19 protein-coding genes are annotated in these 21,685 nt (G+C 37.3%); all 19 read right to left on the bottom strand.

Translation table 11 applies throughout. From position 1 onward, the window contains the following. Positions 1-230: 230 nt before the first annotated feature. Positions 231-785 carry a GNAT family N-acetyltransferase gene (locus tag H4J69_RS17725; RefSeq protein ID WP_182252013.1) on the bottom strand — a complete coding sequence of 185 codons (555 nt, stop codon included), beginning with the start codon at positions 783-785 and terminating at the stop codon, positions 231-233. A gap of 382 nt (positions 786-1,167) precedes the next feature. After that, positions 1,168-2,493: an aspartate aminotransferase family protein gene (locus tag H4J69_RS17720; protein ID WP_182252011.1), complete on the bottom strand. Its 1,326-nt coding sequence runs from the start codon at positions 2,491-2,493 to the stop codon at positions 1,168-1,170. A 299-nt stretch (positions 2,494-2,792) separates the two neighbouring features. Then, positions 2,793-3,497, bottom strand: a complete 705-nt coding sequence (locus tag H4J69_RS17715; protein WP_182252009.1) for a TorF family putative porin — start codon at positions 3,495-3,497, stop codon at positions 2,793-2,795. A 45-nt stretch (positions 3,498-3,542) separates the two neighbouring features. Further along, on the bottom strand, positions 3,543-4,760 hold the full coding sequence (locus H4J69_RS17710; protein ID WP_182217262.1) for a BCCT family transporter: 1,218 nt from the start codon (positions 4,758-4,760) through the stop codon (positions 3,543-3,545). Between the two features lie 203 nt (positions 4,761-4,963). After that, the gene (gene betA, locus H4J69_RS17705; protein WP_182217264.1) at positions 4,964-6,604 is read right to left on the bottom strand and encodes a choline dehydrogenase; all 1,641 of its coding nucleotides are present in this window, start codon (positions 6,602-6,604) and stop codon (positions 4,964-4,966) included. Between the two features lie 88 nt (positions 6,605-6,692). After that, the gene (betB, locus tag H4J69_RS17700; RefSeq protein WP_182217266.1) at positions 6,693-8,156 is read right to left on the bottom strand and encodes a betaine-aldehyde dehydrogenase; all 1,464 of its coding nucleotides are present in this window, start codon (positions 8,154-8,156) and stop codon (positions 6,693-6,695) included. Beyond that, positions 8,147-8,752 (bottom strand): transcriptional regulator BetI, encoded by a 606-nt coding sequence (gene betI / locus H4J69_RS17695; RefSeq protein ID WP_182217268.1) that lies wholly within the window; start codon positions 8,750-8,752, stop codon positions 8,147-8,149. Before betI ends, betB begins: the two co-directional genes overlap by 10 nt. A gap of 512 nt (positions 8,753-9,264) precedes the next feature. Then, on the bottom strand, positions 9,265-10,371 hold the full coding sequence (mnmH, locus tag H4J69_RS17690) for a tRNA 2-selenouridine(34) synthase MnmH (protein WP_182230982.1): 1,107 nt from the start codon (positions 10,369-10,371) through the stop codon (positions 9,265-9,267). Beyond that, positions 10,371-11,402 carry a selenide, water dikinase SelD gene (selD, locus tag H4J69_RS17685; RefSeq protein WP_182230983.1) on the bottom strand — a complete coding sequence of 344 codons (1,032 nt, stop codon included), beginning with the start codon at positions 11,400-11,402 and terminating at the stop codon, positions 10,371-10,373. The genes mnmH and selD overlap by 1 nt, the downstream gene beginning before the upstream one ends. 260 nt (positions 11,403-11,662) lie before the next feature. After that, positions 11,663-12,889 carry a cyclopropane-fatty-acyl-phospholipid synthase family protein gene (locus tag H4J69_RS17680; RefSeq protein ID WP_182217273.1) on the bottom strand — a complete coding sequence of 409 codons (1,227 nt, stop codon included), beginning with the start codon at positions 12,887-12,889 and terminating at the stop codon, positions 11,663-11,665. 35 nt (positions 12,890-12,924) lie between these two features. Continuing rightward, positions 12,925-13,701, bottom strand: a complete 777-nt coding sequence (locus H4J69_RS17675) for a DUF1365 domain-containing protein (protein ID WP_182217275.1) — start codon at positions 13,699-13,701, stop codon at positions 12,925-12,927. Positions 13,702-13,703: 2 nt separating this feature from the next. Next, a complete protein-coding gene (locus tag H4J69_RS17670; RefSeq protein WP_182217276.1) occupies positions 13,704-14,975 on the bottom strand; it encodes an NAD(P)/FAD-dependent oxidoreductase in 1,272 nt (423 codons plus the stop codon). A 5-nt stretch (positions 14,976-14,980) separates the two neighbouring features. Then, on the bottom strand, positions 14,981-15,697 hold the full coding sequence (locus tag H4J69_RS17665) for an SDR family NAD(P)-dependent oxidoreductase (protein ID WP_182252008.1): 717 nt from the start codon (positions 15,695-15,697) through the stop codon (positions 14,981-14,983). After that, positions 15,697-16,158, bottom strand: a complete 462-nt coding sequence (locus H4J69_RS17660; RefSeq protein ID WP_182217280.1) for a nuclear transport factor 2 family protein — start codon at positions 16,156-16,158, stop codon at positions 15,697-15,699. Before H4J69_RS17660 ends, H4J69_RS17665 begins: the two co-directional genes overlap by 1 nt. A 67-nt stretch (positions 16,159-16,225) precedes the next feature. Further along, a complete protein-coding gene (gene phrB / locus H4J69_RS17655; RefSeq protein ID WP_182242599.1) occupies positions 16,226-17,605 on the bottom strand; it encodes a deoxyribodipyrimidine photo-lyase in 1,380 nt (459 codons plus the stop codon). 190 nt (positions 17,606-17,795) lie between these two features. Further along, positions 17,796-18,755, bottom strand: coding sequence for a DUF523 and DUF1722 domain-containing protein (locus H4J69_RS17650; protein ID WP_182217283.1), 960 nt, complete (start codon positions 18,753-18,755; stop codon positions 17,796-17,798). 34 nt (positions 18,756-18,789) lie between these two features. Then, entirely contained in the window at positions 18,790-19,476 is a 687-nt protein-coding gene (locus H4J69_RS17645) for a ChrR family anti-sigma-E factor (RefSeq protein WP_182217285.1), read from the bottom strand. Then, a complete protein-coding gene (locus H4J69_RS17640) occupies positions 19,469-20,038 on the bottom strand; it encodes a sigma-70 family RNA polymerase sigma factor (RefSeq protein WP_404842425.1) in 570 nt (189 codons plus the stop codon). The genes H4J69_RS17645 and H4J69_RS17640 overlap by 8 nt, the downstream gene beginning before the upstream one ends. 130 nt (positions 20,039-20,168) lie before the next feature. After that, complete coding sequence (locus H4J69_RS17635) at positions 20,169-20,738, bottom strand: LON peptidase substrate-binding domain-containing protein (RefSeq protein WP_182217286.1); 570 nt, start codon at positions 20,736-20,738, stop codon at positions 20,169-20,171. Positions 20,739-21,685 lie beyond the last annotated feature (947 nt).

Below are 21,685 nucleotides of genomic sequence, written 5' to 3'. Positions count from 1 at the left end.
ATGGAGTCAAGCGCTACAATTAATGAATGCTACTTATTAGTAGGTTTGTTATATATAGGTTTAATAAGTGGCTGTGAAAAACGCAACAGTAACAGTAAACCTATAATTTCCGCTGCAAAGAAAAGGTACTGACCAAAAGTGCAGTTCTCTTGCTGTATTTCTCGATGTTACTTTTTTAATCTAGCCATTTTAGCCTCATTGAGACTGACTGTTTTGATACACGGTTGACATTATTCATTAATGGGTATTATTTTAGGCCGGTAAAGTGAACCCAAAAGACCCCCAAAAAGATTTTTATAGATCGCTTCTATCTCTTCTTTGGAGATACTGCCACCATGTATTAGCATTTCAAGTACCTCCCCTGGCTCTTTAACTAGGTAACCAGAAGAACTAAAGCCATTGTTTAAATAGAATGCTTTTCGTTTAACTCGTTGTGGATAGTTTTGTTGTTGTACTTGAAGTTCTTCAATATTTAATACAATTCTGTTTTCATGCTTCTCTTTCAATGCGTCTAATACCTTACTCCCATAACCAGACGAACGCTGATCCTCTGCTATAGCAAAGAAATGAACAAAAACAGTATCTTTATACTCGGTAAGATAGATTAAACCAATCCAGTTATTATTTTCATAAAGAACGCTAAAGCCGTCCTTCCCTTTTCTCAATATGAAGCGAAGCAACCAAGAAGGAACAAGCCTTACCGTCGTAAAAGCCTCTTTATAAAGCTCAATAACATTTCTATAATTAACGTCATATTTAGAAAGTGGGCTGAATTTTATGCTCATAGTATTACTCATATCCTTTGAATCTATTGATTAGTAGTCAGGGCTTTTGTACCTTAGCCGTATATGTTTTTAAAGTGCTTGTGCTTTTACTAACATCGTTAGATATTTAACCACTCCATGGCTAAGCCAATATAAATACGCTCAACCAAAAGTAACGCGTTACCTTTAAGTGATTGATATAGTTGTTACTTATTAAATCACTTTATAAAAAGCATAACATTGAGGATTAACATCCATTTTAGGTTTCACTGCTTAACATGGCATTAAGCAATGAAAATTTAGTCCATTTATCGCTAATTGACGTCGAATCAATAGCGATAAACTTTTACTACTAGGCTACCTAAATAATAAGTTAGGTCTACAAATTGAAAAAAACTTCTAGTTACTGCGCGTTAATCGCGGCGCTCATTGATTGCTCAGCAACTTGCTCTAACCACTTAAGATCGACAGTTTGGTGGGCTTCACAAATAAACCAAGGTTCACGTGAATCCGGCTCTAACATCACGCCATTGTCGATTAAGTTAAGCGCGAATTGCGTATAAAGATCACTGTTAGTTTTTTTCCAATCACGATAATTTTGTGGCACTTCACTACCAAAATGTACGCCAAACATTGCATCGGGTCCTGCAAAACAATGTTCAATATCAAATTTTGTAAATACTCTTGAGAGTAACGCTTGAATTTTTTGACCTACTGTCGCAATCGTTTCAAGTGCATCTGTTTCTTTAAGCACGGTTAATGTCGCTTTAGCTGCGCTCAGTGCCACCATATTAGCGGTATAAGTGCCGCCGTGAGTTACCCCGTCTTTTGCAAATGATATAGCATCCATAACATTAGCTTTACCACCAAAAGCAGCAATCGGGTAACCGTTGCCCATAGCTTTTGCATACGTGGTTAAATCAGCATATATACCATATAAGGCTTGTGCTCCGCCCTTGGCAACACGAAAACCCGTTTTGACTTCGTCCATAATTAGCAAAGAACCATTGGTATCACAAGCGTCACGCAACTTTTGCATATAGGCTTGCGTTGAGGCAATCGAGCCACAGTTACCCATGATAGGTTCAATCAATATAGCCGCAATATCATGACCATGTTCAGCGAAAACAGTATCGATAGCTTTAAAATCGTTAAGCGGTACACTTACTTGATGTTCACGCGTACTTTGTGGGATACCTGCGCCAAAAGGTATAATTTCAGGCGCGTTTTCATCAGTGACTTCCCAGTTATCTACATCAGATTTCCACATCACTTCATCATGCAGTCCATGAAAGCCACCTTCAACCACGACTATTTTATTACGTTTTGTAAATCCACGAGCGGTGCGCACTGCGCCAATAACCGCTTCGGTACCTGAATTAGCAAAGCGCATTTTATCGATATTAGGGCAAAGTGACTTCACCAATTCAACCACATCAGAATCAAGACCGGTAGAGAAACCCGAAATGGTGCCAACGCTAGTGATCGCGTTAATCACTTCATTGTCTACGCGTTCGTCACGATAACCAAGAATAATTGGGCCATAGGCTAAACGAAAATCAACAAACGTTTGTTGATCACAATCGGTGATGGTACAGCCTTTCATGCTGCTTAAAAATACGGTGTTTTCTTCACCCCAATAACGGTAGCTGTCTGCAACCCCTAACGGCATATTTTCGTGGGCTCTTTTTAGCATAGCATTGCTTTGGGGCTTAAGTGGTTTAGTCATGATCGCTCTTTATATCACTGAATGTTTTAAACATTAATTAACGTAAATTTTATCGGGTGATAATACAGGGATAGCGCAATTTCAGGAAGAGTAAATCTTTTAATTAGTCAGGTATTCGTCTTTTAAAGGGGTAAATTAGCTAATAAAGTCATGGTGACCGGGTATAAACAAGCCTAAAAACTACGGTTGCTGTTTATCCATAACACTAAAAAAAGCCTCAGTGATAACCACTGAGGCTTAGATAATAAGTCGATAGCTCGTTGAACTACCTACAATAAACGTTACTTAATTCAATACAATTATAAGCTGAAGGTATGAGATACAGATAACACGACACGGGTATCAGCCAAATCAATGTTCATATTTGTATCTTCAAGAGCAAGATCAACATCAAAGCCGTTCCAATTGGTCATATATTCAACGCGGTAATGGTTGTAAGCATCTTTGGCGTTCCACGACCATTTATCTTTATTCGCTGATATTGAACGATCAAAACTTACCTTAATATTATGACCCGGTTTAACTTCAAACGTATGAGCAACCATAGCAATATAATGATTAACATCAAGACCAAAATAATCCCAGCTATACCAAAAGTTTACTTCACTGTTACCCATTGATGAACTGTAGCCAAATTTTGCATAAGCTTCAGGATAGTTGTATGTATCTGACACGTTATCGCCGTGGTACGTATAGTAAGCAATACCTGCATCTAGTCCTATTTTTTCGTTAAGTTGAAAATATTGACCAACATAGGCATCCCACTCAATGTTAGTGTCTTCATAGCGACCAAAGTCCACGTTTGACGCCCAAGTTCCAGCATAAAAGCCGCTATCATCTGCATAATCCAAACTCGCTTGTAATGCTGGATCGTTGCCTGTTTGGCTAACACCGTTAAAGGTATAATCAGAGGCTATGTTAACTGTTGCAGACACATCAGCTAGTGCGGTTGAAGATAATGTTAATAGGCAACTTGCGGCTATAGCTATAATACTTTTATTCATTTAGTTTCTCTTTTTATTTAGTATTCAAATACAAAATGGTCGGTGCTATTCGACTAATTCGATTTTAGTAAAATCAATTTTATTTTCTTTCGGTGAACGCTCAATTTCGCTAACGGCTTTAAACTTGTTAAACAGGATATAACCAAAGCAAGTAAAAAAGAGTCCAATAACGACAGCGCCAACCCATTGGATTTGCAAGAAATCTAATTTAAATAACAGGGTAAGTAAACTAAGAGCAATTAAGTTGCCGAAGAAATATTTCACTCTGCCCAGCCTTGCAACACTCAAGTTCAAATTATCAGTATAGAGACGGATCAATGAATCAAGTGAGTTAATAACGAAGGTTATGCCAACAAATGCCATCGCGATATTATAGAAACCAGCGGTCTCTAGCCCATTTGCACTGTAGTAATACAGTACTGAGAACCATATGGCGATTGGAATAGAAGGAAAAACCAACATCGCTGCCAATACTTGATAAGTACGAAGACCTCCAACAAACCGAGAAGTAAACTGGCCAATCATAATGCTCCAAGCAAACCACCAATAAAGGTAAAATTCATGGTAATCATTAAGAGGCAAAGCAAATTCGTGGATATTACCAAAGTAACCGCCAATCATCGCGATAGTGTTGGCAAACTCACCAATACTTGAGGTTTCTGAAAGAAAAGCCCCACCCCACATTAGACCAATCAATGCCAAAAATAACCAAGTAGTTGCCAAACTTAATATTTTTACGTAACGAATATTAGTACTTGAATAAACCGCTGCAGCTATGACTAAAAATACAATCAAATAGAAGCTACTAACAATAGATTCACCATCGCCAAGTTCAGGCATATACCAAGGTAAATTGGTTAATAATAAATAGGCGGTAAAAGCACAGGTACCAATAATAACTACGTTATTTACCAGTTTAACCAGTGGAATTTCAAAAAAACGTACACGAGGTTCAATCACACAAAAATAGAAACAAGTTAGAAAGTAAAATCCCCAGATAAGAAATGCCCAGTAGCCAAACTCTATGGCCAACGGGTTAGTAAATCCATATTCGGGGTTGGTTGCTAAATCAGCATATCCGGCAAATTCGGTTAACGGAAACATGATCAAGCCAACATCTAGCCCAGAGGTAAACAATATAGCAATAAAGGTAAATGTTTTAACCGGTGTTACACCGACACAGCGAATATTGCCCCACCGATATAATACAAAGGCGATGGCGGTGAAGGTAAATATCAGCCCAGCTGATAACCATGTAGTCATAGTTGTCTCCTGAGTAAGGTATTAATTAATATAAACAAGTAGTACTCCTCTTTGAGGTTTATAAAAGTACACGGCAAATTTAAGCTGAAGATTTCAATTGTCGCCATCATGAAAATATCTTGATGGCGAAAATTAAGATCTAACCGCGTACTGACGATTAACGTTAGTTAATTTTTAGATTTGGCTTTAGTGCGCAATTGCTATTAATTTTGCACTAAGCTGACAGGGGCGTTTGATGGCGATAAAACTTCTCGGCCACGAATAATGTCGGCGGCACGTTCAGCGACCATTATGGTTGGTGCATTTAAATTACCGTTAGGAATAGTTGGAAATATTGACGAATCAACAACCCTTAACCCTTCAATACCATGTACTCGGGTTTGGGGATCTACAACCGACAATTCATCTGTGCCCATTTTGCATGAACATGACGGATGGTAAGCACTTTCAACAAATTGACGAACAAAAGTGTCAATTTCGTCATCACTTTGGATACCAATGCCTGGCTGTATTTCTTCACCTCGATATTTATCTAATGCGCTTTGATTGATAATGTCTCGGGTTAGGCGAACACAGGCACGAAAACCTTCGCGGTCTTCTTCGTGCTCAAGGTAATTAAAGCGTATTTGCGGGTGTGCTTTAGGATCACTTGACAAAGCCTTAATAAAACCTCTACTTTTTGGTTTATTATGACCAACATGCACCTGAAAACCATGACCTGCAAAGGCCTCTTTGCCGTCATAACGCATCGCTGCAGGTAAAAAGTGATATTGAATATCTGGCCATTCTGCGGTTGGTTTAGAGCGAATAAATCCACAAGATTCAAAGTGATTAGTCGAGCCTAATCCTTTCTTTGTTAGGATCCAACGAACACCAATCTGCAATTTACTCCACCAATCTAACTTGCCATTTAAGGTGATCGGCTGCTTACATTTAAATTGGAAGTAGAACTCAAGATGATCTTGCAAGTTTTCGCCAACGCCAGGTAAATCATGTATCAATTCAATACCGGCATCCTCAAGGACAGCTTTAGGACCAATACCTGATAGTTGCAGTATGTGGGGCGAGCCAACAGGACCTGCTGATAAAACAACATCTTTATTAGCAGCAACGTCAACTGTTTTTCCGTTGCGTTCGTAACGTACGCCAACTGCTTTTTTGCCATTAAGTAATACTTTATGTACTAAAGCATGAGTTATCACGGTTAAATTTGCACGTGCCATTGCTGGTCGTAAATAGGCGTTAGCGGTTGAACTGCGCACCCCTTTTTTTACCGTCATGTGCATTGGTCCAAAGCCTTCTTGCTGAGTACCATTATAGTCACTGGTTGCACTATATCCGGCCTCAACACCTGCATCAACAAAGGCCTTATATAATGGGTTTTTCATCTGGTTGCCATTATTAACGCCCAGTGGTCCATTTTTTCCACGATATTCATCACCGGCAAATGCCCATGTTTCTGCTTTTTTGAAATACGGTAAACAATGAGCGTAATCCCAGTTTTGGGCGCCGTTTTCCTGCCATTCATCAAAATCACGCGCGTGTCCACGAACATACACCATGCCGTTGATTGAAGATGAGCCGCCTAATACTTTACCACGAGGGCAATGCATACGTCGGCCATCAAGATTAGGCTCTGGCTCTGTTTCAAACTGCCATGCATATTTCTTGGTATTCATCGGAATAGATAAGGCGGTAGGCATTTGAATAAAAATGCTTTTGTCACTGCCGCCAGTCTCAAGTAACAAGACTTTACTGTTGCTGTCTTCACTTAGACGGTTCGCTAATACACAACCAGCAGAGCCGGCACCGACTATAATGTAATCATAATTATCACTGTTCATTTAACACTCAACTTTATTACTTTGGTTGCCAACATTTAATTTTGGCAACTATTCAAGGCTTAAGGACGCTAACTAAGCTTTAACTTTATTAAAACGGGCTGTCTAATGGCTGTAACCCAACATACACCGCTTTTATTTGCGTGTAATAATCGAGTGTTACCAGACCATTTTCACGGCCAACGCCAGATTGCTTATAACCGCCAACAGGCATTTGAGCCGGAGAAGCACCAAAACTATTTATCCAACAAATTCCTGCTTCCATTTGATGGGTCACTCGGTGAGCACGAGTAATATCTTGTGTAAACACACCTGCGGCTAAACCAAAGTCAGTCGAGTTTGCGCGTTTTATTACCTCGTCTTCGTCATCAAATGTTAATACAGACATCACTGGCCCAAAAATTTCTTCGCGGCAAATAGTCATTTGATCAGTACAGTCGGTAAAAATAGTAGGAGCGACAAAATAACCACCCGGTGCATTGTCTGGCTGAAGGGTTTTCCCGCCATGTAATAAGGTTGCCCCTTCACTAACGCCAAGCTTGATGTATTTCATCACTAGATTTAAATGCTTTAAAGAAATCAGTGCACCAAAGTTAGTCTCTTCTACCATAGGGTCACCGGCAATTATATTTTGGCTAGTGCGCTGAAGTAACTTTTCAATAAAAACGGGATAAATAGATTTTTGAACGAATACGCGTGTACCATTGGTACAAACTTCGCCTTGAGTATAAAAATTACCTAACATCGCTGCAGAAACCGCATTATCGACATCAGCATCATCAAAAATAATTAATGGCGACTTACCACCAAGCTCCATGGTGACATCTTTAAGTGTAGTAGCGGCTGCTGCCATCACTTTTTTACCGGTACCGACTTCTCCGGTAAAAGACACTTTGGCAATTTCTGTATGATGAGACAACCACGCACCTACCTCACCGGCCCCTTGAACAACATTAAATACGCCATTAGGAATACCTGCTTCTGTAAATATCTCTGCAAGTTTTAAAGCGCCTAAAGGTGTTTCTTCTGAAGGTTTAAAAATCATTGAATTACCACAGGCAAGCGCTGGTGCTGCTTTCCAACAAGCTATCTGTAGTGGGTAATTCCAAGCACCGATACCTGCGCAAATGCCTAATGGCTCGCGACGCGTGTAATAAAAATCGCCATCTACCGACTGTTGATTACCTTCAACACCTGGCGCTAACCCAGCAAAGAATTCAATCGAGTCTGCACCTGATGCTACATCGACTACTGAGGCTTCTTGCCATGGCTTACCTGTATCAAGTACTTCTACTTTAGCCAACTCATCGTTACGTTCACGTAATAAGGCAACCGCTTTAAGTAAAATACGACTTCGCTCAATTGCGCTCATTGCAGACCAAGTAGCAAATCCACGTTGCGCGCTTGCAATTGCCTGCTGTTTAATTTTTTCGTCAGCAACTTCAACTTTGTAGATAACTTTCCCTGTTGCTGGGTTAATTACTTCAAATGTTTCGCCGCTATCATTTGCCATGTAGGCACCATCGATAAAGTTTTTATAACATACTAATGACAAGATATTTCTCCATACTGCTTAAGCAGATCGACTATAAATTTTTTACAAAATTGCTCGGCTTGCCTGAACTCTTCTTCAGGACTTGGGCTTAATGCACTACGTAACCAAAAACCATCTATCATAGCTGCTGCCTGCTTAGTGGCGATGAGTGCTAAATCGTCATTTAATAATTGACGAAAAGAAAAAAGTAGATTGCTGTGCAAGCGCTTGCTGTTTATATTTTGTAGCCTTGCCAATCCTGGTTCATGCATTGATTGCGCCCAGAAACTAAGCCAAGTTTTTGTTGCGGGTTTAGAACGTTGCAATTGAGTGAAATTAGCCTCAATAATCATCATAAGTCGATCGGCTGGCTCAAGATGTTGACCTCTAACACGTTCGAGTAGCGCTAACTTCAATTGTTCAAGCAAGTGTTTAACGGTTGCTTCTACTAATTGCTGCTTGCCACCAAAGTAATGACTAATAATACCTGACGATAAGCCAGCGATCCGACTGATCGTTATTATTGTGGTGTTTTGTAAACCAAATTGTGCGACGGAATCTAAGGTAGCATCAATTAACTGTTGTTTACGTAAGGGCTTCATTCCAATTTTAGGCACTGACTTCTCGAATATTATTTTTAATTGAACGTTCAATTAATTATAATTCTAACGGTTCTGAATGAAATTATCAAGTTACTGTTATCGTTCTAGAGTGAAGGTAAGTCTATAAAATCATTTTAAATCAATATAATAAGCTACATATATGGGTATAAATATACTTTAAAACTTATAATAATAGTTAGTATACGAACTATATTTTAGGTTATAAATTGATGAGCGAGTGTAAATAAACCGCTATTTTTTAATCACGGCTAATAAATAGCGATAGATTAATTGGCTGTTTTTAATGAAATTTTAAAAATTTAACGTCAGAGTACTTGAATTTTCGCTGGGTCTTACATCAATCCACTGTTAACAAATATCTTCAGTGATCGTACTTTAAGGTGAATTGCTCGTTTAAGGGAGGGAATATGCCGCAATATGACTGTAATGTAGAACGCTCAATACGAAGCATTTGTTATTAGTATCATTCATTGCGGCTGTAGAAATTATTGATCTAGTTTGGTGTGTTACTTACCCTCTAGAAAGGCTAAACATTGGGCATTGTTACCTCGAAAGATCACCCTTTCGGCCTTGAGACCTAACTGATATTGATACATAGGATCATAGTATTCTTCAAGTAATGGCTTTAACCAATCTAAATGATAGTGCGTTAGACCCTTTTGCTGTTCAGTAAATGCCTTAGTTTGAAGTATCTGTAGTTGTGCATATCGTTCTGTACCTAAACGTTTACGTACTTTAAATAAGCCGTGTGCTAAATATTCACTAAAGGCAATAAAACCTTGCTCTACGCCATACGCTGTTTGATATTGCGCAGTCATCTTTATAATATATTCTTGGAATATATGTTCAAGACGGTAGTCCAAACTTTCTTCAATGACCACAATTGGCGCTAATGTCATTGCTTGTCGCAAACTTTCAGGTAAATGTACGCTACCAATTAATCGCCCTTCATCCTCTAAGATCAACGGTTTATCTAAACTATAATTACCGGTAATGTATAATTCAGCCAATTTATTTTCAAAGTCTATCTGGCTGGGTTGTGCGGTAACAAAACCACCAAAACTTGAGCCGCGATGACCTGCAACCCCCTCTAAATCAAGACTATTGCTACAATGAGCAAGAAAAGGCGTTTTACCACTGCCGGTATTACCAGCTAAGATAGTTAATGGATGTAGAGCAAGTTGCTCTAGCTCGTTGAGTAAAAATTGACGAAGTGCTTTGTAACCCCCGATAAGCAGAGGATAATTAATACCTGATTCTTTTAGCCAACGCTGTACCGTTTGAGAGCGTAAACCGCCACGAAAACAATATAAATAGCCTTGCGGGTTTTGCTGAACAAAACTTTGCCATTGTGCCAAGCGATTATCTTTACTTTGTCCACAAACAAGTTCATTGCCAAGGTTAATGGCGGCCGCTTGTCCCTTTTTTTTGTAGCAGAGCCCTACTTCCGCTCGTTCATCATTATTCATTAGCGGAAAGTTAACAGATTGGTTAAAAGCGCCTTTTTCAAATTCAATAGGAGCGCGAACATCCATCAAAGGAATTTTATTGCGAATAATAGTGCGAAAATCGCTGCTGTCTAGTCGCTCTGTGGCAGCGGTGTTTATAATCATTACAATAAACTCACTGTAGGCGAAGTTGCAGCCACTAGTTCACCAATAGGTTGAAGATTCAGACCATTTTCTTGGCATAAAGCTTCAAAGGCTAGCTTACCTGATGGCTGAACAGCAACCAGTAAACCACCGCTAGTTTGCGGATCACATAAAAGTGTTTTTTGTTTAGGGGTTAACGGGCCAACATGTTCCCCATAACTGGTAAAGTTACGTTCACAGCCACCCGGTATACAACCTTGGTCAATATAATCATTAACAAAGTCAATACAAGGTATTTGCTTAAAATCGACAATAGCAGCAACATTGCTACCCTGACACATTTCTAAAAGATGTCCTAAAAGTGCGAAACCGGTGACATCTGTCATTGCCGTAACAGTTTCTAGAGCTGCAAATTTTTGACCGACTATGTTTAAAGCTTTCATTTCTTGTGGTGCTAGGTGTGCATGTTCAGCTAATAATTTACCTTGCTTTTCAGCGGTAGTCATAATGCCAATACCTAACGGTTTAGTGAGATACAATAGATCGCCAACACCTGCGGTATTATTACGTTTTATTTGCTCATTATTGATTAAACCGGTAACGGCTAATCCAAAAATAGGCTCAGGTGCATCAATAGAATGTCCACCCGCTAAAGGGATCCCAGCTTCAGCACAAATAGCTCTAGCGCCATCAAGTACTTGTTGGGCAATTTCAGGCGCTAAAATATTGACTGGCCAACCTAAAATAGCTATTGCCATTATCGGCTTACCACCCATAGCATAAATATCACTGATGGCATTACACGCTGCGATTTTACCAAAATCAGTGGGATCATCAACTATCGGCATAAAGAAATCGGTAGTTGAAATAACGCCTTGGCCATTGCCTATATCAAAAACGGCTGCATCATCTTTAGTGCTATTACCCACCAATAGTTCTTTGTGTTCAGGCAATACCAGTGAAGATTTAAGCATTACATCAAGTACCGATGGGGAGATCTTGCAGCCACAACCGGCGCCGTGTGAGTATTGGGTCAAGCGAATTGGTGTCATAAGGATTCAATAAAGTAAAAGCAATAGGCTAATTTACAGTAATATTGGCACCGTTACACCTTTGTATTACGATATAGCTGTTGATGTGAGGATAAATATTGAAATTACGGTTAATATTTGACTGGTTGGGGCATGTTATAACAACAAAATAGGCATTATTGCCTATTTTGTTTAATAGGTTACTTATTAATTAAGCTGTCCGCACTTTACTTAATCCATTCAATTAAGATTAAGAAATAAGGCAAGCCTGCAACACTTTATTATTTACGCGCAACTATATGAACAGCACTAGTGGAACGCTCTAAAAATGCGCCTTCACAGTAAGCAAAGTAATATAACCATAGACGTTTAAATGTCTCATCATAACCAAATTGAGTAAGATCAGACCAAGAAACTAAAAACTTTTCACGCCAATGTGCTAGTGTTTGCGCATAATCTAGACCAATATCATCAAGCTGTTCAACAACAAGACTACTATGTTTGGTAATATTATCTGAGAGTACATTTACCGAAGGTAAAAAACCACCTGGAAAAATATAACGCTGAATAAAGTCTACGTTACTTCTATAGTAATCAAAACGTTGGTCGGCGATAGTGATAGACTGTATGAGTAATTTACCGCCATTTTTCAATAAATCATTACATTGTTTAAAGAAGCTAGGTAAAAATTCATAGCCAACGGCTTCAATCATCTCAATTGAAACGACTTTATCAAATGACCCTGTTAAATCGCGATAGTCTTGTTTGAGTAAAGTGATCTTATCTTGTAATCCTAACTTTTCAATACGCGACTGGGCATAACTAAATTGTGCGTCAGAAATAGTTGTTGTCGTTACTTTACAGCCATAATTTTGTGCTGCATATATAGCTAAACCGCCCCAACCTGTTCCAATTTCTAGTAAATGATCACTCTCACATAAAGATAAACGCTGACAAATCGTTTCAAGTTTATGGAGTTGAGCTTCGTCTAATGTGGCATTTTTGCTCGGATAAATTGCAGACGAATACATCATTTCTGGGTCAAGAAAACGCGTATATAATTCGTTACCAAGGTCATAATGAGCAAGAATATTTTTCTTTGAACCTAATTGAGTATTTCTATTCTGCCAATGAGTTATACTGTTCTTAAACTTGTTTAACCATGACTTTTTTGACTCAAGGCTATCAGTTTCTTGTTGTGCTTTAGCAAAAATTCTAATGACATTAGTAAGATTAGGACTGCTCCATTTTCCTTCGATAAAGGCTTCGGATACACCGATACTGCCACCTTTAACAAAATCACGGTAAACACTTATATCATGTATATTGATCTTTCCTTTGAGCGGCGAGCTTCCTGGTGCTTCAGGGAAAATGTTATGCTCTGTTCCTTCCACAACTTCTAATTGGCCATATGATAACTTCGAAAAGACAGAATGAACCATGTCACGACAACGCTTATCTATCCAATTCGCTGTCTGCAAAGTTCTAACACCTTCAATTTGTTCCATTTGGTACTCCTTCATCTTATTTTACAATCTATATATTAATTTGATTTTTGATAGCCAATAAAGGGTATCCGCTTAACGAACAACCTTACTGCTTGCCAGTAGATGCCCCAAACAACTTTTACTGTCATTAAAGGAAGTTGACACCAGATTGCCAACAAACTTTTCTTAGTAAATGGCTTCTTTTTCATAACAAGACTGGCATCGAATAATTTACTTACTTCGCCTGTCTCTTCATTAATTGTTTTGTTTTCAATTTTAACCAGTAGCTTATCGTGTTCAGATGACGGTGGCTTTACATGCCAAAAATATGTCATTGCCATATCCATAAAGGGTGAAACCTGAAACTCTTTTTTACTGGTATTAGCTGTTTTTTTATTGAGTAAATTAACTAGATAAAAATGTCTTTCATTCCAAGGGGTATTGCTAACCTCTGCTAACATTTGAGTACATTCATTTTTTTCGTTATAACAAAAATAAAAATTAGCTGGGCTAAAATATATACCAAAACATCTAACTTGTACCAGCATGACAATTTTAGCTATCTCATTGTGCCCATCTAATAGAACAACTTTCTGTTTTATACGGTCCTTAAGAGAGGATAGTTCACCCTTTACATAATCTTTTTCAACAAAGCGTAAAGGATGAAACCACGAAAAACCAAAAATCCCCATACTGTTACTATTATTTTCTACATCATCAACGTCTATCGCGAGCATATACAAAGAGTAATCAAAACTATGCGCCTTAGGACTAAAGCGACGGTGAATTATATTACCTTGATAAATATTGCTTTTGTTGAATAATTCAGACATTTTTAGCCTTTAACAGTAGGTGCTATATAACATTCAAATTTATTAGCCACTTCTACAGCACTTCTAACACCATCTTCATGAAAGCCATTATGCCAGTAAGCTCCGGCAAAGTGCGTATGATCGACACCACAAATGAGTGATCTGCTTTTTTGAGCGGTGATTGAATCAGCAGAAAAAATAGGATGGTGATAGGTAAATTCTCTTAATATTTTTTTCGGATCAATATCTTCTTTCTGGTTTAATGTCACACAAAAGGTATGCTGACTTTCTATGCCTTGCAAAATATTCATATTGTAAGTAACACTTGCTGCCTTAGAGCGATCTTGACTGAGCTGGTAATTCCAACTTGCCCACGCTTTCTCGCGATCAGGTAAAAGTGTTTTATCGGTATGTAAAATCACAGAATTGGCACTGTAAGGCATAGCAGATAGGATGCTATTTTCATTATCAGTTGCATCATTTAACAAGGCAAGGGCTTCATCTGAATGACAGGCAATAACAACTTCATCAAAGGTCTCACTAGCGCGCTCGTTAAAGTGCAAGTGAACTTTGTCGTTGCTACGCGTAATCCCTGAAATATCAGCATTAAGTATTATATTATCTTTAAATGGCGCACATAATGGCGTTAAGTAACTTCTAGAGCCTTTTGGTATAACGTACCATTGAGGCCTGTCAGCGATATTAAGTAAACCATGGTTATGGAAAAATTGTACAAAAAACTTAAATTCAACATCTTCCATTTGCGCTAATGAACTTGACCAAATAGCAGCAGCCATGGGTAAAATATAATGCTCAGCAAAAAATGCGCTGAAATTATTATCAGTTAAAAATTTACCTAATGTTAACCCTTCCTGATAATCATTGTGCTGATAAATACTTTTACAAAGTTTATTGAAGCGTAATATTTCTTTAACAAGAAACCAGAACTTTGGATTAAATATATTTCTTCTTTGCGCAAATAAAGTATCTAAGTTATGGCCATTGTATTCCAGTCCTGTTTGACAGTTGTGAACAGAAAAACTCATCTCAGTAGCTTGTTTACCAATACCAATCTCTGACAATAAAGCCAAGTAATTAGGGTAAGTTTTATTGTTAAAAACAATAAAACCTGTATCTATGGCAAAAGTTTCATCGGCGATTTCAACGTCTACTGTGGCGGTATGACCACCGATTTTGTCATTTTTTTCAAAGACAGTTACTTGGTGCTTTTTTGAGAGTAAATAAGCCGCGGTTAAACCAGAGATACCAGAGCCAATAATAGCAATGTGCTTCATGCTTTTTATTTCCTTAAAATAATTGATTGCCAAAGAGATGCAGGTAAAAAAGAGAATAACTTTAAGGTCAACGTAAGCCTTTTTGGAAAGTGCAAATAATTAGCTCGGCGGTTAACACCTTTAAAAATTCGTGTAGCGGCTTCTTCACTAGATAATAGAAACGGCATATCGAAGGTGTTTTTTTCTGTTAAAGGCGTCTTGATAAACCCAGGATGTACCAATGTTACACCAATATTTTCAGCCACCAGATCAAGTCGTAAACTATTCGCTAAATAATCCATACCTGCTTTTGAGGCACCATATGCTTCACTTCTTGGAAAAGGGACGATTGTTGCACTAGAACTAACAAATACCACCTGCCCACCTTTGTTAGTGAGCGGCAAGAAAAATTCTAAAAGAGCACCTAATGATGATAAATTTGTTGCAATAATATCACTAAATAGTTTGCCGTCGAAATGCTTAGCATCGTCGATGTAACGGCAGTCGCCTGCATTTAATATCATGATATCGATTTCTTTGATATCAACAGCAGCAGACTCTATCTGGACAGGTTTGGTCATATCGAATACCAATGTTTTAAAAGCCTTACTGCACAGCTTATCTAATTTACTTTTATCACGTCCACAAGCAATAACATTGTCACCCTGCGCTAAATATTTTTCATATAAAGCGTGGCCAATACCTGAAGTGGCGCCTGTGATTAAAACAGTACGAATTGCCATTACTTTGCCGCCTTTTGCTTAATTAATTTTATTAGCTTACCTAAAACAGGTAATTGTTCATAAAGCATTGAGCCAAGATCTAAGTAATCTCGGTGGTAAATGACTTTATCTTCATAACCTTTAATATGGGAGTGGCCTATTACAGTGATAAGTTTACCTTTATTCAACTTGGGGTGTTGATATGACATCGTCCAATAAATAGCAGCTTGATCTTTTTCAGCAATAATATTAGTAATAACAAAATCACAAGTCGATAGATTTTGATATAAATTTTGAAAATATTCAAATAAATTATCAAAGCCTTTAAGCTCATGGATGGGGTCAATAAAAATAACATCACGATGATAAATCTTTGACAGAAGATCTAGATTGTCGGTAGAAAGAGTTTGATAAACGTTAACAAAATTATTTAACCAAAACGGCGAAGTGGTAGATGTATCCTGTGGGGCATTATTTTGCATTGCTGTTACCGTAATGGCATTAGCTAATCATAGAAAGTTTGATTAGCTAAAATTATAAGTAAGCCAGTTATACCTTATAGAAAGCGAGAGCTTTTAACCTAGCTTCTTTATGGTCAACAACTGGTGGCCAGTAAATATTTTTTTTGTTTTTTTCTATAAACAAATGCGGAAAGTGAATATTTTTATCTGGAACACTTCCCAACTCTGGTAAATACTTACGGATGAAAATGCCTTTTGGATCAAAACGTTCACTTTGTCTTATCGGGTTGAAAATTCTAAAGTATGGCTGTGCATCACAACCGGTACTTGCTGCCCATTGCCAGCCACCATTATTAGAGGCTAAATCACCATCGATTAGCTGACTCATAAAATACTTTTCACCAAGACGCCAGTCGATTAATAGATGCTTAGTCAAGAAACTTGCGACAACCATACGAAGTCGATTATGCATCCAACCCGTTTGATTGAGTTGTCTCATGGCGGCATCTACTAGCGGATATCCTGTTTTACCCTGACACCAAGCATCAAACAAACCTTTATCATAATGCCAATGAACGCCTTGGTACTTCTCATTAAAGCACTGGTGTTTAGAAAGCCTTTGTTCATGAAACATTAAATTTCTATAAAATTCACGCCATATGATTTCATTTAACCATGAAAATTCTTGACTATCTGAAGCGATTAATATGTCTGGGTAGGCGTTAATTAAAGTTCTTAATATATACCTGGGACTAATGACACCAGCAGCTAAATAAGGTGACAACCCCGAGGTGCCCTTAATGGAAGGGATATCTCTTTGATCGTGATAATCAGATATTTTTTCATTAAAGAAAGTAGGAAGTACATGTTTTTCAATGTCACCAACAAGTGGCCAACCAGAAGATATACTTGCATCAGAAAGAGTATCTGCTGATGGTACTTTAGCGGTACTAGTTTCTATTTTACCTAAATAATCAAAGCTATGTTGCTTAACATAAGTCAACCAGGCACGTTTAAAAGGAGTAAAAACCTTATACATCTGGTTAGATAAATTAAGAACTTTTCCCTTAGGCACAATAACATCAGCTTCAAATAAACTGAGCTTTATACCCAGTGCAACAATAGCTTTATCACGTTTTTGTTCATTAAATTCGACTTCACTGTTGGCAACAATCTCATTGATATTTTCTTTTTCACAACGCGCTTGTAAGTATGAAACCTGATCTTCAAAAGTAGCGGCGTCAACTAATTCTAATTCAATACCAGCTGACAGAAGCTCTTCACGAAGTGCTATGGCATGGCGTTTTATAAAATCAATCTTTATAGCAGACCAATCATGCTGCTGCCATTGTTGTTCAGAGATGAAAAAAATGGCTTTAAGGGGAGCATTATCTTGATTGTTTTTTAAAAAATACTGTAATGCGGGATTATCATGACTTCTAAGATCATTGCGAAACCAAAGTAACAAATTTTATTCCTTTATCATTGACTGAAAGTAATTTTGCCCGTTTAACAAATTTTATAATCATTGCTAATGGTAAACAGCCAATGACTGATGCTTTATTTTATAAATAGTACAACATTTTATAAAATAAACATCTGGCCTTTGACTGATACTCTATTTTGTAAAGCCGATGACTTAATTAATTTGAGAAGCATTAATATGAATATCTTAACCTTAGTGCATCAGGATAAGGTGCTAAATAAGATTGATTTGTTAAATAATCTTTAGGGTACTGTAATAGGTAATGCTTGATTAACGTTAAAGGAACAACTAATGGCACAAGTCCTTCACGATAAGCATCTATCTGATCACAAAGCTCTTGTCGTTCATTAGCTTTGAGATGCTGTGAAAAATATCCTTGAATATGGGCAAGAGTATTTGCGTGTTTTTTACGAGTCGCTTTTATTTTTAGTGCAGTCATTAGCCCTAAAATATATTCGTCAGCCATATCAGCAAGCGGCATATCCGCTCTCGCTAACAATCGACCTAAATCTTTGTAAGCAATTAAATCATGACTCATTACTGTGTACTTATATTTGCTGTGAAATGTTGTTAATTTGTGTTTAGTAAGCCCTGTAGCAATGAGATTTTGCCAATGCTTGTAAGCAAATACACGAGCGACAAAGTTTTCACGAAGCACCATATCATTTAAGCGGCCATTTTCTTCACAAGGCAGTAGTGGGTTAGCTTCCATAATAACTTTAGCAAACGCACCTATGCCGTCAGATGGTAACGCGTGACCGCCTGGATTGTAAACTTTAACCCTTTCCATACCACAACTTGGACTTTTAGCACAAAAAATATACCCACTTAAATCTTTAGTAGCTTTGGCGACTTTTTCACCGTAAAGCTGAAGTGCTTGTGTAACATCACCACTGCCATCAGGACGAGATACATGAATGACATCGTCCTTTTTTATTAAACGAATTGTCGGCCTTGGAATAGGTAGACCTATTGCGACTTCAGGACAAAAAGATTTATACGTTACGTGATTACTAAATTCTTTTATACAAAAAGTCGAAGGTTTGTTACTGGCATCAAAGCGAACTTTCTCGCCAAGCAAACAAGCACTAATGCCAATAAGTAAATCTTCTTTGTCGACTGAGTGAATCATATTTTTCCCTAAAAATGTTAGAACATCTGCTTACCTAATAGATAAAGGAACCTATTGGATTCAGCAATTTATTAATGCCCTGTGTAAAATGCATTGCGTCATTAGCTACAGTATAACAAAGGCAGCCACTGCTTGAAATTGGATTATGAAGATGTTCACCATCAAGCATAATAAAATCACCCTTTACATATTCACCCTTTTCATCATGAAAAGAACCTTCTAATAATAACGTTAACTCAAAACCTTTGTGGGTATGTTGTGGAACAGAGCCGCTTGGCTCCATGTGCAACAAATTAGTATGAATTTCATTTTCATCAAGCTGTACACGTTTTCTTGCTAATTTACCTATATGTGCTGTTTTTCCCAACATCATATTATTCAATACGCTAGGTAATTGATAAGACTTATCTTTAAAACTGATAATTTTATTTTCAACCGGTTGCATAACATCAATCGCATCAGAATCTGTGATGCTATTAATCATGTCATCAAAATTTATCGCTAGAATACCTTCAGCAACTAAATCGCCACCACTGTGAGTGATATTTGTAGCTGACTCATCAAAATTCAATTCTGCTACTTGGTCAGTCAACAGTGATATTTTCTGTTGGCAAGTTGGACACATACTAGCGTGAATGGAAATACCTGCAGACAAAGAAGCGGGTAAATCACCATTAACAAACGACTGTATTAACTCAAATTTCGGGTGATGTTTAATCATGATTTTCTCCTAACTGCACTTTGAGTTTCGCTAAAGCTAAACGCAAACGAGATTTTATAGTACCTAGAGGTAGATTTAGATGGTTCGCTAGTTGTTCTTGAGACATTTCCATAAAATAGAAACCTTTAACAACTTGCTGTTGTGCTTCTGGTAATTTTTCAATTACTGATAAAAGCTCTTTATTTTCAAGATGATCATCAAATGATTCTTCTTCACTCACTTGGCTTTCTGCTAATGGCCAAATGTCATCACTGAGGTTGTCTTCTTTGTTGCCCTTAATCTTACGTAACATGTCAAAAGTGACATTTCGCATGACTGTATAAACCCAAGTCGTAGCAGCTCCTTTGTCTTTATCAAATAAATGGGCTTTGCGCCAAACATTACTCATGGTCTCTTGAACCACTTCGCTAGCTTGAGCTTCATTAGGGAATTTACCCCGGGCAATTCGTTGAATTTTAGGTGCAAAAAATTGAAACAAATCGGTGAATGCTTTTTTATCTCTTGTGCATGCTACGTCGTTAAGCCACTGACAAAGCTGAGGATGATTAATTTTTTCTGTCATGTTACTAGATTTAACACTTGTCACTGTGCTTAGCAAGTTAGTTTGCATCACTTCTATCACCGCTTTTCGCTTTTATTATATTTAGATGCTTATACGGATACAAATGAATAAAGATCACTAATTAATATATTTATTTATCTATAACAGATTGAACCAATTCTTTTGCGGCTTGAAAATCATGATCAATAACAAATGTAGCTTTTATGTCTAAATCTATTGGTAGCAACTCTAGCCATCTTGCAATAACCCAGCTTGGACGAGTGATTTCTTTTTGCTGATATAAATCATCTAAGTCCGGATTGTTCGTGAATACGTTTGCTAAAGACTCTGACAACTCAGAGAGTGAAGTATCGACTGAAGATTGTGACCAATGTTGAATTTGCTTTACATCACCAAAATACAATTTATCGCTATCCAAGGTTAACGTATTAATTTCTACTAATGATTTACATTTAACATCAATTTCTAATATTCCGTCATCTCCTTGATCAAAATTAATAATTTCGACCCAGCTTCCCCACAATGAATTTGAAATATCATTGTTGCTATTCTTCGACCATATAATGAAGCCACCATTTTTAGAAGCAATACCCACCATTTTTAAATAGCGCGGTTCAAATATTCTTAATTTGGTAACTCCCTCAGGTAGAAGGAATATAGGCAAAGGAAAAACAGGTAGATTGATTGTAGTTATTTTCATATATTTATTACTTCTATTATCTTATTAATATATACGTGCATGAACAAAAAATGATCACAATTATATAAAAAATCATCTAAGCCGGGGCTAAAACATCTATATAAGTAACCTATGAATCAAAGGTAAACTACATTTAGTCAGGCCACTATGCTTGAATCAAAGCCGATAGATATTAATTGTTCATTACTATCGTTATTGTTTGTTATACGTTAAAAAACAAGCAATCGATCACATAAAGATAAGTAACAGGCAAAAAAAAGCCCCATAGGCTGGGGCGTAAAAATATGCATATAAATAGGTTATGCATTAAAGAGTAAAACTATGTCTTAGTCAGAGTCACTATGTCATGTCGATAAAGATTAACTGTTATCGTCATATTTAGTTATACGTTATTGGCCAGATAATCGATCACTTAAAAGTAAATAATAAGCAAAAAAAAGCCCCATAGGCTGGGGCATAAAAATATGCATATAAATAGGTTATGCATTAAAAGGTAAAACTATGTCTTAGTCAGAGTTACTATGTCGTGTCGATAAAGATTAACTGTTATCGTCATGTTTTGTTATACGTTAATCGCCAGATAATCGATCACTTAAAAGTAAAGAATAAGCAAAAAAAAGCCCCATAGGCTGGGGCGTAAAAATATGCATATAAATAAGTTATGCATTAAAGGGTAAAACTATGTCTTAGTCAGAGTCACTATGTCCTGTCGATAAAGATTAACTGTTATCGCCATGTTTAGTTATACGTTAATGGCCACATAGCCGATCACTTAAAAGTAAATAATAAGTAAAAAAAAGCCCCATAAGCTGGGGCATAAAAATATGCATATAAATAGGTTATGCATTAAAAGGTAAAACTATGTCTTAGTCAGAGTTACTATGTCCTGTCGATAAAGATTAACTGTTATCGTCATGTTCAGTTATACGTTAATGGCCAGATAATCG

Origin of the sequence: Colwellia sp. BRX10-9 (assembly GCF_014077405.1) — a bacterium.
GTDB lineage: Bacteria > Pseudomonadota > Gammaproteobacteria > Enterobacterales > Alteromonadaceae > Colwellia_A.
Note: the sequence above shows the minus strand (reverse complement) of the source record. Positions and strands in the feature narration are given on the sequence as shown.

Excerpts from the sequence above, each read along its gene's own strand:
- H4J69_RS17645 (WP_182217285.1), bottom strand. The coding sequence starts at position 19,476 with ATGATTAAACATCACCCGAAATTTGAGTTAATACAGTCGTTTGTTAAT.
- H4J69_RS17650 (WP_182217283.1), bottom strand. The coding sequence starts at position 18,755 with ATGATTCACTCAGTCGACAAAGAAGATTTACTTATTGGCATTAGTGCT.
- H4J69_RS17675 (WP_182217275.1), bottom strand. The coding sequence starts at position 13,701 with ATGTCTGAATTATTCAACAAAAGCAATATTTATCAAGGTAATATAATT.
- H4J69_RS17715 (WP_182252009.1), bottom strand. The coding sequence starts at position 3,497 with ATGAATAAAAGTATTATAGCTATAGCCGCAAGTTGCCTATTAACATTA.
- H4J69_RS17635 (WP_182217286.1), bottom strand. The coding sequence starts at position 20,738 with ATGAAAATAACTACAATCAATCTACCTGTTTTTCCTTTGCCTATATTC.
- mnmH (WP_182230982.1), bottom strand. The coding sequence starts at position 10,371 with ATGATTATAAACACCGCTGCCACAGAGCGACTAGACAGCAGCGATTTT.
- H4J69_RS17710 (WP_182217262.1), bottom strand. The coding sequence starts at position 4,760 with ATGACTACATGGTTATCAGCTGGGCTGATATTTACCTTCACCGCCATC.
- H4J69_RS17720 (WP_182252011.1), bottom strand. The coding sequence starts at position 2,493 with ATGACTAAACCACTTAAGCCCCAAAGCAATGCTATGCTAAAAAGAGCC.
- H4J69_RS17725 (WP_182252013.1), bottom strand. The coding sequence starts at position 785 with ATGAGCATAAAATTCAGCCCACTTTCTAAATATGACGTTAATTATAGA.
- H4J69_RS17660 (WP_182217280.1), bottom strand. The coding sequence starts at position 16,158 with ATGCAAAATAATGCCCCACAGGATACATCTACCACTTCGCCGTTTTGG.
- H4J69_RS17640 (WP_404842425.1), bottom strand. The coding sequence starts at position 20,038 with ATGACAGAAAAAATTAATCATCCTCAGCTTTGTCAGTGGCTTAACGAC.
- selD (WP_182230983.1), bottom strand. The coding sequence starts at position 11,402 with ATGACACCAATTCGCTTGACCCAATACTCACACGGCGCCGGTTGTGGC.
- H4J69_RS17665 (WP_182252008.1), bottom strand. The coding sequence starts at position 15,697 with ATGGCAATTCGTACTGTTTTAATCACAGGCGCCACTTCAGGTATTGGC.
- H4J69_RS17680 (WP_182217273.1), bottom strand. The coding sequence starts at position 12,889 with ATGGAACAAATTGAAGGTGTTAGAACTTTGCAGACAGCGAATTGGATA.
- betA (WP_182217264.1), bottom strand. The coding sequence starts at position 6,604 with ATGAACAGTGATAATTATGATTACATTATAGTCGGTGCCGGCTCTGCT.
- H4J69_RS17670 (WP_182217276.1), bottom strand. The coding sequence starts at position 14,975 with ATGAAGCACATTGCTATTATTGGCTCTGGTATCTCTGGTTTAACCGCG.